This is a genomic window from Nocardia sp. NPDC050435, assembly GCF_040655395.1.
Classification (GTDB): domain Bacteria; phylum Actinomycetota; class Actinomycetes; order Mycobacteriales; family Mycobacteriaceae; genus Nocardia.
Map to the genome: position 1 here is coordinate 359,323 of NZ_JBFAJW010000004.1, position 14,505 is coordinate 373,827.

The window sequence follows — 14,505 nt, forward strand, 5'->3', positions numbered from 1 at the left end:
CGGCGTCCCGAAGGGCGTGACCGTGTCGCACGCGGCGATCGTCAACCAATTGGCCTGGCTGCGCGCCGAGTTCGCGGTGAACGGGAAGGACTGCGTCCTGCTCAAGACCCCGGCCACCTTCGATCTGTCGGTGTGGGAGTTCTGGTCGCCGCTGGTCACCGGCGGACGGCTGGTGGTCACCGAGCCCGGAACCGAACGCGAACCGGAACGGCTGCGCGAGCTGATGACGCGCTACGGCGTCACGGTCCTGCACGCGGTGCCGTCGCTGCTCGGAATGCTGCTGGCCTGCGCCCCGGAGCAGCCGCTGCCGGGCGCGCTGCGGCACGTGCTGGCGATCGGCGAAGCCCTGCCTGCCGCGACGGCCGCGGAATTCCGGCGGGCCGCCCGGCGACCCGCGGCGCTGTCGGGCACGGCGGAGCTCGAGCCCGCGCCCGTCGACGAGCAGGTCTCCGACGCGGCGAGTTTCAGCGTCGAGCAGGCGGCCGAGATGCTGCGGGGCCTGGCTCGGCTGATGCACGGCGGGGATCTCGCGCCCAGCGGCAATGGCGTCGTGCTCGCGGGCGCGGCGGCGCGGCCGGTCCTCGGCGACCGGCGCATGCTGCCGGCCCGCCGCCCTGTGGACACCTGTGCACAGATTCGCGGGGCCCGATTGTTCAACCTGTACGGGCCGACCGAGGCGGCGGTGTCGATCACCGCCTACGAGGTCGCCGACGAGCCCGCGCAGCTCGTGCCGATCGGCGGACCGGCCTGGAACAGCCGGGTATACGTGCTGGACAACCGGTTGCAGCCGGTGCCGGTGGGCGTGGCCGGGGAACTGTATCTGGCCGGTGCGCAATTGGCGCGCGGTTATCACGGCCGGGCGGGTCTGACCGCGCACCGGTTCGTCGCCGATCCCTTCGCGGGCACCGGCCGGATGTACCGGACCGGCGATCTCGTGCGGTGGCGCGCCGACGGGATGCTGGAATACCTGGAGCGCGCCGATTTCCAGGTGCAGATCGGCGGCTTCCGGATCGAACTCGGCGAGGTGGAGGCCGCGCTGCGGCGGGTGCCCGGGGTCCGGGCGGCGGTCGCGGTGGCCGCGCCCGGCGCGCGACTGGTGGCCTACGCCGAAGCCGGACCCGGGCGTTCGGCGGCGGAGATCCGGTCCGCCCTGGCCACGGAGTTGCCCGGCTACATGGTGCCCGCGGCGGTGGTGGTGCTGGACGCGCTGCCGCTGAACGCGAACGGCAAGGTCGATCGCGCGCGTCTGCCCGAACCGGTCCTGGCCGAAGCCGAATTCCGTGCCCCGGCCACCGAACTGGAACGGCTGGTCGCCGACACCTTCGCGGCGGTGCTCGGCGGGGACCCGCCCGGTCTGGACGACGATTTCTTCGCCCGAGGCGGCAACTCCCTGCTCGCCACCAAGCTCAGCGCCCGGCTCGGCGCGGCCCTGGGCGTCCAGGTGCCGGTGGCCGCCGTGTTCGAGGCGACCACCGTCGCCGCGCTGGCCGCCCACCTCTCCGGCCTCGACGGCACGGCTCCGCGCCCCGCACTGGTACGCCGCACCGGCGCGGATCCGGTCGCGCTCGCGCCCGCCCAGCAGCGGATGTGGGTGCTGAACCGGCTGGCCCCGGAGTCCTCCGCCTACAACATCCCGGTGGCCATCCGCCTCACCGGCGAGCTGGACCGGGCGGCGCTGAACGCCGCGATCGGCGATGTCGTCGCGCGGCACGAGGTGCTGCGCACCCGCTATCCGGATACCGCCGCGGGCCCGATCCAAGAGGTCCTCCCCGCGACCGAGCTGGAGTTGGCGCCGATCACGCTGCCGCGCGGCGATATCGACGTCCGGCTGCGCGCGTTCGTCGGCGAAGGTTTCGACATCGCGGCCGCGCCGCCGGTGCGCGCCGCGCTGTTCGAGATCGCGGACGGACCGGCCGAATGGATTCTCGTGGTGGTCCTGCACCACATCACCGCCGATGGGTACTCGGTCGCGCCGATGACGCGAGACCTGGTGCGTGCCTACGCCGATCGAGTGCGCGGTCGCGCGCCCGACTGGGCTCCGCTGCCGATCCAGTACGCCGACTACAGCGAGTGGCAGCACGCGCTGCTCGCCGGATCCAGCGGCCAACTCGACTACTGGACGGCCGCACTGTCCGGTCTGCCCGAGGTGCTGGCCCTGCCGACCGACCGGCCCAGGCCCGCGCGCCGCACGAACGCCGGGGCCGCCATCGATGTCGAGCTCGACGCCGCGCTGACCACACGGCTGGAGGAGATCGCCCGGGCGCACGGCAGCACCCTGTTCACCATCCTGCACGCCGCCCTGGCGGTCCTGCTGTCGAAGTTGTCCGGCGGCACCGATATCGCCATCGGCGCACCCGTGGCCGGCCGCGGAGCCGCGGAGCTGGACGATCTGATCGGCATGTTCGTCAACACCGTCGTGCTGCGGACCGAGATCGATCCGCGTGCCGGTTTCACCGACCTGCTGCGCCGGACCCGGGACCGGGATCTGGCGGCGTTCTCGCACGCGGACCTCCCGTTCGACCAGGTCGTCGAGGCCCTGGGCGGCACCCGCTCCAGCGCCTACACCCCGCTGTTCCAGGTGATGTTCACCTTCCAGAACCTGCCCGCCGGGCGGCTCGACCTGCCCGGCCTGGCGGTCGAGGTGCTGGACCTGGACCTCGCCGAGGCCAAGGTCGACCTGCACCTCACCGGCCTGGAGCGGTTCACGGCCGACGGCGCCCGCGCGGGTCTGGCGCTGCGCCTGGCCTACGCCACCGACATCTTCGACGCCGCCACGATCCGGCGGTGCGCCGAACGGCTGCTCGGGGTGTGCCGGTCGATCGCCGACGATCCTTCGATCACGGTGCGCGCCATCGATATTCGCACCGCGGACGAGCGGTCGCGACCAGTCGCCGCCGTGGCGCCCACGATCGCGGAGCTGCCCGCCCTGATCGCGGCGGCCGCCCGTCGCGCCCCCGAGGAGATCGCGTTCACCCACGGTGCGCGCACGATCTGCTTCCGCGAGCTGGACACCAAGCTCACCGCCGTCGCCAAGGCGATGGGCGCGGCGGCGACGCCGGAAACGCTCGTCACCGTCGGGCTGGCCGGGCTGGTGCCCGGCGTCCTCGCCGCCCTCGGCGCCGACGGCCGCACGCAGGCCGTCGACGCCTTGCTCACCGCTGCGCAAGCCGTGCTCGCACGGCCCGCGCAGGTTCTCGATCCGGAAGGAAACAGCTGATGTCGCAGACGGATTCGGCCACCTCCAGCGCCCGCGTCGAAGCACGCCCGCATCCGGCGTTGCGGCGGGCCTACGGCATCGAGGACCTGCCCGCCCTCATCGCGACCGTCGCCGAACTGGCGCCGGACCGAATCGCGTTGCGCCACGGCGAGATCGCGCTCACCTACGCCGCGCTGCACGCCGAGATCGCCCTGCTGGCCGAGGCCATGGGCGACGGCCTCGGCGCGGACGTGCTGGTGTCGGTGGTGGTGTCGAGCCAGCTTCCGGACCTGCTGGAATCGACCGAGGGCGCGCTCGGGGCCGTGCTCCTCGATCTGGTCGACGACGCGCTGATCGCGGCCGGCCCGGTGCTGCCGACCGCGTTCGCCCCCGCGGAGACCCTGGTCAGCGAATTCGATGCGCAGGCCCGCCGGACGCCGGAGGCCGTGGCCCTGGAATTCCGGGGCGCCACCCTGACCTACGCGGAACTCGAGGCCGAGTCCGAGGCGCTGGCGCGCCGCCTGGTGCGGCTCGGGGTCGGACCGGACGCGCTGGTGGGCTTGGCCGTACGGCGCTCGTTCGACCTGCTGATCGGGATGTACGCGATCGTCAAGGCCGGCGGTGCGTACGTGCCGATCGATCCCGAGCATCCGGCCGAGCGCATCGGCTATGTACTGGCGGCGGCCGCGCCGGTGCTGGTGCTCACGACGACCGCCGACGAGCCGCCGCTGCCCGCGGGCGTCCCGGTGCTGCGGATCGACGAACGTGCCGGCGCGGACGCCGATTCCGTCGTCTTACCCGCGCTCGATCCCGACAATATCGCCTACGTCATCTTCACCTCCGGCTCCACCGGCAGGCCCAAGGGCGTCGCCGTCTCGCACCGCTCGATCCTGGCGAATCTGCGCTGGCGCCAGCGCCTGTACCGGCTGCACGCGACGGACGTGGTGCTGCAGAAGACCCCGTTCACCTTCGACGTATCGGTGTGGGAGTTCTTCTGGCCGTTGCAGGTCGGCGCGCGCCTGGTCATCGCCGAACCGGACGGGCATCGCGATCCCGCCTATCTCGCCGAGGTCATCGCTGAAACCGGCGTCACCGTGGCGCATTTCGTGCCGTCCATGCTGGCCGTGTTCGTCGCGGAGCCGCCCGCCCGGGCCGCGGAGTCGCTGCGCCTGGTCTTCGCCTCCGGCGAGGCGCTGCCCGCCGCCACCGCGGCCGCGTTCCGGGAGATCAGCGGCGCCACGCTGCACAATCTCTACGGGCCGACCGAGGCCGCGGTGGACGTCACCGCGCACGAGGTCACCGCCGCGGACGTGCACACCGTGCCGATCGGCGCGGCCGCCGACGACACCGAGCTGCTGGTCCTGGACGACACCCTGCGCCCGGTGCCCGGCGGGGTGGTGGGCGAGCTCTACCTGTCCGGCGTGCAGCTGGCGCGCGGCTACGTGGGCCGGTCCGGCCTGACGGCGGATCGTTTCGTCGCGAATCCCGAGGGTGCGCCGGGCGACCGCATGTACCGCACCGGCGACCTGGTCCGCTGGGCGAGCGATCCCGACGGCGGCCCCGCCGAGCTGGAATACTTGGGCCGCACCGACTTCCAGGTGAAGCTGCGCGGTCTGCGCATCGAACTGGGCGAGGTCGAGGCCGCGCTGTCGCGCGGCCGGCAGGTCGCGCAGGCCGCCGTCGTCCTGCACCGGCGGCCCGGCGGCGACCACCTGGTGGGCTATCTGGTGGCCGCCCCCGGCATGCTGCTCGACACCGACGCGGTTCTGGCGGACGCGCGGGAACAGTTGCCGGAGTACATGGTTCCGTCGCTGCTGCAGGTGCTCGACGAGATGCCGGTGAACGCCAACGGCAAACTCGATCGCCGCGCGCTGCCGGAGCCCGAATTCGGCTCCGCCGCAGCCGAATACCGGGCACCGGCCACCGACACCGAGCGTGCCGTCGCCGAGATCTTCGCCGAGCTCCTGGGTGTGGCGCGGATCGGGCTGGACGACAGCTTCTTCGCGCTGGGCGGCAATTCGCTGCTCGCCACCCGCGCCATCGCGCGGGTCGCCGCGGTCCTGGGGACAACTGTGGATGTCCGCGACTTCTTCGACAGCCCGACCGTGGCGGGGCTGGTCAGCCGCAGCGGCACCGCGCCGGACCGCCCGGCGCTGGTCGCGGGCGCGCGCCCCGACCGGATCCCGCTCTCGCCCGCGCAGCGGCGGATGTGGTTCCTGAACCGCTACGGTTCCGGCGCGCAGACCCAGGCTGTGGACAACATTCCCCTGGCCCTGCGGCTGCGCGGCGCGCTGGATGTCGCGGCGCTCTCGGCTGCGGTCACCGATCTGGTGGCCCGGCACGAGATCCTGCGCACGGTGTATCCGCAGACCGAGGCCGGTCCGGCGCAGGTGGTGCGGGCGCTGCACCCGGTGCGCCACCTCGAGCCCCGGGACGTGCCCGCGGATCGGCTCACCGCGGCCGTACTCGACCTCGCGACACAGGGTTTCGACGTCGCGGAGGAAATCCCGATGCGCGTGCGACTGCTGCGCTGCGCCGCCGAGGATCACACCCTGGTCTTCGTCGTGCATCACATCGCCGCGGACGGTGTCTCGCTGGGCCCGCTGATGCGAGACCTGGTCAGCGCGTACACCGCTCGGCGCGCGGGCGCCCCGCCCGCCTGGGCGCCGCTGGCCGTGCAGTACGCCGACTACGCCGTGTGGCAGCAGGCGGTCCTGGGCGAGCCCGGCGATCCGGAGTCCGCGGCCACACGGCAACTGGACTTCTGGCGGACGGAACTGGCCGAGCTGCCCGCCGAACTCGCGCTGCCGTTCGACCGTCCGCGCCCGGCCACCGTCTCCTATCGGGGCGCCACCCACGCCTTCGACCTCGAGCCCGCGCTGCGGACCGCCGTGGCGGAGACCGCGCGACGCTACGGCGCCACGCCGTTCATGGTGCTGCACGCCGCGCTGGCCGTGCTGCTGGCCCGGCTGTCCGGCAGCACCGACATCGCGCTCGGCACCCCGATCGCCGGGCGCGGCGAGCGCGCGCTGGACGACCTGGTCGGTATGTTCGTCAACACCCTGGTGCTGCGCACCGAGGTCGCGCCCGAGCGCGGCTTCGCCGAGCTGATCGTCCAGGCCCGCGACCGCGACCTGCGGGCCTTCGCCCACGCCGACATCCCGTTCGAGCAGTTGGTCGAGGCGATCAATCCCGCGCGGTCCCAAGCCCGGCATCCGCTGTTCCAGGTGGCGCTGTTCCTGCAGAACATGGCTCCGGTCGCGGTCGAGCTGCCCGGCGTGGACGCCGACCTGGTCGATTTCGATTCCGGCTTCTCCAAATTCGATCTCCAACTGACGCTCACCGAGCAGGCCGCGGGCTATCGCGCCGAATTCACCTATGCCACCGACCTGTTCGACGCGGCCACGGTCGCCGAGTTCGGCGCGAAGTTCGTCCGGGTGCTGCGCGCGGCCGTCGCGGATCCGCTGCTCCCGGTCGGCGACATCGAACTGCTGGACGCGGGCGAGCTCGACTACGTGACCGCGAGCTGGAACGCCAGCGGGCACAGGGTCGCCGACCGCTTCCTGCACGAGGGCTTCGACAACCAGGTCCGGCGCACGCCCACCGCGGTCGCCGTGACGGCGGACGGGCAGCAGCGGAGCCTGACCTACACGGAGCTGTCCGAACGCGCGAACCAGCTGGCCCGCTACCTGATCGCGGCCGGCGTCGGCCCGGAGACCCTGGTCGTGCTGGCGCTGCCGCGCTCGCTCGAGCTCGTCGTCGCCATGTACGCGGTGTCGCGCGCCGGCGGCGCCTACGTGCCGATCGACCCCGCGCATCCGGCCGAACGCGTCGGCCACATTCTCGACACCGCCCGGCCGCGGTGCGTGCTGACCACGCGCGCTGCGGGATTCACCGGCGCGGCCACCGTGCCGGTGCGCTATCTCGACGATCTGGAATTCGACCGGTACTCCGTCGCGAAGATCGGTGACCGGGAGCGCAACGGCGTGCTGCACCCCGATCACCCCGCCTACGTGATCTTCACCTCCGGATCGACGGGCAAGCCCAAGGGCGTCGCCGTCAGTCACCGGGCGATCGCCAACCAGCTCGCCTGGATGCACGACGAGTACCGGCCGGGCACGCGGGATGTGTACCTGCAGAAGACCGCGACCACCTTCGACGTCGCGCTGTGGGGCTACTTCCTGCCGCTACGGGCCGGCGCCACCCTGGTGCTCGCCACCGCGGACGGTCACCGCGACCCGCGCTACATCGCCGAGAGCATCGCCCGCTACGGCGTCACCCTCACCGATTTCGTGCCGTCGATGCTGTCGGTGTTCGCCGCGCACGCCGAAGCGGCCGAACTCGATTCGCTGCGTGCGGTTTTCGTTATCGGCGAAGCGCTGCCGCCGGAGACCGTCGCCGGTTTCGGCGCGGTGTGCGCGGCCGGGCTGCACAACCTGTACGGGCCCACCGAGGCGGCGGTGTCGATCACCTACCGCGAGGTGACGGGCCTGGACGCCGGGCCGGTGCCGATCGGCGAACCGGAGTGGAATTCGCAGGTGTACGTGCTGGATTCGCGGCTGCACCCGGTGCCGATCGGGGTGCCCGGCGAGTTGTACCTGGCCGGTGCGCAGCTGGCCCGCGGCTATCACGGCCGCGTCGACCTCACCGCCGACCGGTTCGTCGCCAACCCGTTCGGCGGGCACGGCGAACGGATGTATCGCACCGGTGATCTGGTGCGCTGGACGGCCGAGGGCGAGCTCGTCTATCTCGGTCGCGCGGATTTCCAGGTGAAGTTCCGCGGGCAGCGGGTCGAACTCGCGGAGATCGAGACCGCGCTGCTGGCCGCGCCCGAGGTCGGCCAGGCCGCAGTGCGCCTGATCACCGCCGATATCGGTGACTATCTCGCGGGTTACGTTATCCGCACGCCCGGGGCGGAACTCGATCTAGACACGGTGAAAGCCGCTCTGACAAAACGACTTCCGGGCTATATGGTGCCCACCGCGCTGGTGGAGCTGCCGGAATTCCCGTTGAATACCAGCGGCAAACTGGATCGCCGGGCCCTGCCGCTCCCCGTCCTGCGGACCAGGGAATTCCGCCCGCCCGTCGACGCGGCGCACCGCCTGGTCGCGGCGGTGTTCGCCGAGGTGCTGCGGGTGCCCCGGGTCGGGCTGGACGACGACTTCTTCGCCCTCGGCGGCAGCTCGCTGGACGCGACGCAGGTCACCGCGCGGGTGAGCGAGGCGGTGGGCGTGCGGGTTCCGGTGCGCACGCTGTTCGACGCCGCCGGTGTGGCCGCCTTCGCCGCCGCCGTGGACGAGCTGAGCCGGTCGGGGGAGCGCAGACTGCCGTTGACGCGGCGCGCGCGTCCCGCGCGCGTGCCGCTCTCGCCCGCGCAGCGCCGGCTGTGGTTCCTGAATCGGCTGGAGAGCCAGGACGGTGCCGCGAGCGCCTACAACCTGCCGGTGGTGCTGCGGCTGCGCGGCCGCCTCGATGTGGTCGCGCTCGAGCAAGCCGCCCGGGACGTGCTGGCACGGCACGAATCGCTGCGCACCGTCTACCCGGACCACGCGGACGGCCCGCATCAGCAGGTCCTCGATCCGGCGGAGGTCGGCCTGACCCTGCATCCGGTGCAGGTCGGGCCGGGGGAGTTGCACCCCGCGATCGCCGCGGTCGTGCGGGCCGGATTCGACGTGACCGCCGAAATCCCGGTGCGGACGGCGCTTTTCGTCGTCGAACGCACCGACGACGCGCGGGGCGTCCCGGACGACGAGTACGTGCTGGTGTTCGTGGTGCATCACATCGCCGCCGACGCGCTCTCGATGCCCCCGCTGATCGCCGACCTGGTCCGGTCCTATCAGGCCCGATTGCTCGGCGAGCGACCGGATTTCGCGGAGCTGCCCGTCCAGTACGCCGACTACAGCCTGTGGCAGGACGAGCTGCTCGGTTCCGCGGATCACCCCGGTGACCCGGCGCACCGGCAACTGCGCTTCTGGCGCGACGTGCTCGCCGGAGCGCCCGCCGATCTGCCGCTGCCCACCGACCGGCCCCGTCCCGCCCAGCCGGCGAATCACGGTGCAGCCGTGCCCTTCACCGTCGCACCGGCGGTGGCGGACGGACTGCGCCGCCTGGGCGAGCAGCAGCACGCCACCCTGTTCATGGTGCTGCATGCCGCGTTCGCCGCCACCCTGGCCCGGCTCGCCGGCACCGCGGACATCGTCGTCGGCTCGCCGATCGGCGGGCGCGGCGAGCGCGAACTCGACGAGCTGATCGGCATGTTCGTCAATACGCTGGTGCTGCGCACCCCGGTCGCGCCGGACGCGTCGTTCGCCGAACTCGTCGGCACCGTCCGGGACGCGGACCTCGCGGCCTTCGGCAACGCCGAACTGCCCTTCGAGCGACTGGTCGAGGCGCTGGCCGTCGACCGCGGCACCGGCGCGCATCCGCTGTTCCAGATCATGTTCAGTTTCGGCGGACCGGTGCTGGAGACGGGCACGTCGTTCAAGGTGCCGTGGCTGTCCGTCGAGCCGCTCGACATTCCCGACGCGACCGCCAAATTCGATCTGCACCTGGTGCTGAACGAGCAGGCCGACGCGAGCCTGGCGGGCAGTCTGCGCTACGCCACCGAACTGTTCGACGAGGCGACGATCGTCGCGTTCGTCGCCCGGCTGGAACGCATGCTGGCCGTGGCGGCCGACGCGCCCCGGACCCGGGTCGGCGCGGTCGAGTTGCTCGATGCCGCCGAACGGCACGACGTCCTCGAGCGGTGGAACGCGACCGATCATCCGGTCGAGGAGCGCACGCTACCCGCGCTGTTCGAGGCGCAGGTGGCCCGCACGCCGGACGCGCCCGCGGTGACCTTCGAGGGCACGACGCTGTCCTACGCGCAACTGTCCGCGCGGATCAACCGGCTGGCCCGCTGGCTGATCGCACAGGGGGTCGGGCCGGAATCGCTGGTGGCGCTGGGGATGCGGCGCTCGCTCGACCTCGTCGTGGGCATGTACGCGATCACCGCGGCGGGCGGCGGTTACGTGCCGCTGGACCCCGATCATCCGGTCGAGCGCAGCCGACACATCCTCGAGACCGCGCGGCCCGTCCTCGTTGTGACCGCCGCGGCGGATCTGGAACTGCCTGTGCCGCAGGTACGTATCGATCAGCTCGACCTGGGCGCGTACCCGGCGACGCCGGTCACCGACGCCGAGCGGCGCGGCGCGCTGCGCCCGGCCAACACCGCCTACGTGATCTTCACCTCCGGCTCCACCGGGCGGCCCAAGGGCGTCGCGGTCAGCCACGCCGCGATCGTCAACCGGCTGCGCTGGATGCAGTCGGCGCAGGTCGAACTCGGCACCGGCGATGTGGTGCTGCAGAAGACGCCGGTGACCTTCGACGTCTCGGTGCCGGAGTTCTTCTGGCCGTTGCAGACCGGCGCCCGCCTGGTGCTGGCCCGCCCCGACGGGCACCGGGATCCGGCGTACCTGGCCGAGATCCTGCGGCACGAGGCGGTGACGGCGGTGCACTTCGTGCCCGCCATGCTCGCGGTCTTCCTCGCCGAGCTCGGTGACGAGCTGCCCGCCCTGCGCTACCTCTTCTGCTCCGGTGAAGCGCTGCCCGGGGCGCTCGCGCAGCGGGCCCGCGCGCTGACCGGTGCCCGGGTGCACAACATGTACGGCCCCACCGAGACCGCGGTCGAGGTCAGCTGCCACGAGGTCACCGACGCCGATGTCGCCGGTCTGCCGATGGGCGGACCGGTGTGGAACACCCGGGCGTACGTGCTCGACGCCCGGCTGCGGCCGGTGCCGGTCGGCGTCCCCGGCGAGTTGTACCTCGCGGGCGTCCAGGTGGCGCGCGGCTACCTGGGGCGCCCGGATCTGACCGGAGATCGCTTCCTGGCCAACCCCTTCGGCGCGCCGGGCGCGCGGATGTACCGCACCGGCGATCTGGTGCGCTGGACCGCCGGCGGGGAGCTGGATTACCTGGGCCGCACCGACTTCCAGGTGAAACTGCGCGGTCTGCGCATCGAACTCGGCGAGATCGAGGCCCTGCTGCTGGCGCTGCCCGCGGTGGCGCAGGCGGTCGTCACGGTGCGGGCCGGGGAGCAGCTGGTCGGCTATCTGGTGCCCGCGGCGGACCTCGACCTCGACGCCGTGCGCGCCGCGCTCACCGAGCGGCTGCCCGGCTACATGGTGCCCACGGCGTTCGTCGTGCTGGACGCGTTGCCGCTCAACGCCTCCGGAAAATTGGACCGCACGGCGCTGCCCGCGCCCGCCGCGGTCGAGCGCGCCTTCCGCGCTCCGGCGGACGGGCCCGAAACGCTTGTCGCCGAGACTTTCCGGGCGCTGCTCGGGTGCGACGAAGTCGGTGCGGACGACGACTTCTTCGCCCTCGGCGGCAACTCCCTGATCGCCACCCAGCTCGCCGCGCGCCTGAGCAAGGCGACCGGGACGCCGGTCCCGGTGCGCACCGTCTTCGACGCCGCGACGGTCGCCGCCCTGGCGGCCCGGCTCACGCTGCGGACCGGCGCGAACGCGGATACCGTACCGGTGATGTTGCCGCCGCTCGTTCCACAGCACCGCGACGACGCCATCCCGCTGTCGATCGCCCAGCAGCGGATGTGGTTTCTCAACCGATTCGACAGTGCCGGTGCGGGTTACAACATCCCGTTCGCGTTGCGCCTGACCGGCGCGCTCGACGTCGCCGCGTTGCAGGCGGCGATCGCCGACGTCATCGGGCGGCACGAGACGCTGCGCACGATCTACCCCGAACGCGACGGCGACGCCGCCCAGCTCGTGCTGCCGGCCGGTACCCGGCTGGTCGACCTGGTCGTGCGCACCGTGGCCGCGGCCGAGTTGCCGCCGCTGATCGCCACGGTCACCCAGGCCGGTTTCGACGTCACCTCCGAGGTGCCGCTGCGGGTGCGCCTGCTGCAAGTGGCGGACGCGGGAACGCAGCCCGAGCACGTGCTGCTGTTCGTGGTGCACCACATCGCCGCGGACGGTTGGTCTTTCGGCCCGCTGACCCGTGACCTGGCCGCCGCCTACGTGGCGCGCTGCGCCGACACCGCGCCCGCGTGGTCGCCACTTCCGTTGCAGTACGCGGACTTCGCGATCTGGCAGCGGTCCGCCCTCGGCGCGGCGGCCGATCCGGGCTCGGTGCTCGCCCGGCAGCTGGCCTACTGGACCGATCGGCTCGCCGGGCTGCCCGAGGTGCTCACCCTGCCTGCGGATCGGCCGCGTCCGGCCGTGGCGAGCTATCGTGGCGGCGCGTTCCTCGGCCGGCTGGACCGCGCATTGCACCAGGCGATCCAGGATCTGGCCGCCGCGCACCGGGTCACCCCGTTCATGGTGCTGCACACGGCTCTGGCCGTCCTGCTCAGCCGGCTCTCGGGGTCCGCCGACGTCGTGATCGGCGCGCCCGTCGCGGGGCGCGGCGAGCAGGCCCTCGACGACCTCGTGGGCATGTTCGTCAACACCCTGGTCCTGCGCACCGAGGTCTTACCCGACGCGCGACTGGCCGACCTGCTCGCCGCCGTGCGCACCGCGGACGTGGCCGCCTTCGAGCACGCGGCCGTGCCCTTCGAGCAACTCGTGGACGCCCTCAATCCGGTGCGCTCGCAGGCGCACGCCCCGCTCTACCAGGTCGCACTGACGTTGCAGAACCACCGCCAACCGGACTTCCGGCTGAAGCGGCTGGCGATCGCCCCGCTCGAAGTCGGCCCCGCGCCGATCCAGCTGGACCTGGACTGGACGCTGACCGACCGCTACGACGCCGACGGCAACCCGGACGGCATCGACATCCATCTGCACTACGCCCGCGACCTCTTCAACGAGCCCACCGCGGCCGGTTTCGCCGCGGGGTTCGAACGTGTGCTGCGCGCGCTGGTGCGCGATACCCGCACGCGGGCCGGGCAGGTCGAGCTGATGTCGGTCGCCGAGCGCGGGATGCTGCTCTCGGACCGCAACGCCACCACCCGCCCGCTGCTGCGCGAGACCCTGGACGATCTGCTCACCGCCCGCGCGGGCGCCGAGCCGCACGGCCTCGCGGCCCGCTTCGAGGGCGAGCAGATCAGCTACGGCGAGTTCGCCGCGCGGGTGAACCGGCTGGCGCGCTGGCTGATCGCCGCGGGCGTCGGGCCGGAGACGATCGTCGGTCTCGCCGCGCTGCGGTCGATCGACATGCTGGTCGCGATGTACGCGATCGTGCGCGCGGGCGGCGCGTACCTGCCGATCGACCCCGAGCATCCGGCCGACCGTATCGCACTGGTCGTCGAAAGCGCTTCGCCCGCACTCATTCTGGCGGTCGGCGGCGCGGAACTGCCCGCGCTGGACGGGGTTCGCGTGGTCGACGTAGCCACTCTGGAGCTCGACGGATTCGCGGCGACGACCGTCGCCGACGCGGAGCGGCTCGGCCGCCTGCGCCAGGCCAACACCGCCTACGTGCTGTTCACCTCCGGCTCCACCGGCCGCCCCAAGGGCGTCGCGGTCACCCACCGCGCGATCATGAACCAATTGCGCTGGCTGGAGTTCCGCTATCAGGTGACCGCCGCCGATCGCATCCTGCAGCGCGCTCCGCTGACCTTCGACGTGTCGGTGTGGGAGTGCTTCCTGCCCGTCGCCGTCGGCGCGCCGCTGGTGCTGGCGCGGCCCGGCGGCCACCTGGACCTGGACTACTTCGCGGGCCTGCTGCGCGAACACGGCATCACCATCGCCGAATACGTGCCCTCGGTGCTGGCGGCGCTGCTCGGTGAGGGCATGGGCGAGGCCCTGCGCTCGTTCCGGCATCTGCACTGCGGCGGTGAGGCGTTGACGCCGGATCTGCTCGCGCAACTGCGGGGCGCCTTCGACGGGGCCGTGCACAACGCCTACGGCCCCACCGAGGCCGCGATCTCGGCGATCTATCACGAGTTCTCCGATGCCGACGCCGAATCCGGGCGCGAGGTCGCCATCGGCCGCCCCTGCTGGAACACCCGCGCCTACGTGCTGGACGCCCGGCTGCGGCCGGTGCCGATCGGCGTGACGGGTGAGCTGTATCTGGCGGGCGATCAACTGGCGCGGGGCTACCACGGCCGGGCCGGGCTCACCGCCGAGCGGTTCGTCGCGGATCCGTTCGGTGTGCCCGGCCGGCTGATGTACCGCACCGGCGACCTGGTGCGTTGGAACCGCGACGGTGACCTGGTGTATTTGGGGCGCAACGACTTCCAGATCAAACTGCGCGGTCAGCGGATCGAGCTCGGCGAGATCGAGGCCGCGCTGGCCGCGGTGCCGGGTGTCGCCAACGCCGCGGTGGTGGCCCGGGACACGGCCGGATCCGAGAATCTCGTCGGCTACGTCAGC

2 protein-coding genes (both cut by a window edge) are annotated in these 14,505 nt (G+C 72.5%); both read left to right on the forward strand.

The genetic code is table 11. From position 1 onward, the window contains the following. On the forward strand, nt 1-3,217 hold the 3' portion of the coding sequence (locus AB0I43_RS14285; RefSeq protein ID WP_357432281.1) for a non-ribosomal peptide synthase/polyketide synthase. The gene continues 15,386 nt to the left of window position 1, outside the view; the window shows 3,217 of its 18,603 coding nt (coding positions 15,387-18,603); its start codon lies beyond the left edge, outside the window; its stop codon occupies nt 3,215-3,217. After that, on the forward strand, nt 3,217-14,505 hold the beginning of the coding sequence (locus AB0I43_RS14290; RefSeq protein ID WP_357432117.1) for a non-ribosomal peptide synthase/polyketide synthase. The gene runs 14,217 nt beyond the window's last position; 11,289 of the gene's 25,506 nt are visible here — the first part of the coding sequence; it begins with the start codon at nt 3,217-3,219; the stop codon falls past the right edge of the window. Before AB0I43_RS14285 ends, AB0I43_RS14290 begins: the two co-directional genes overlap by 1 nt.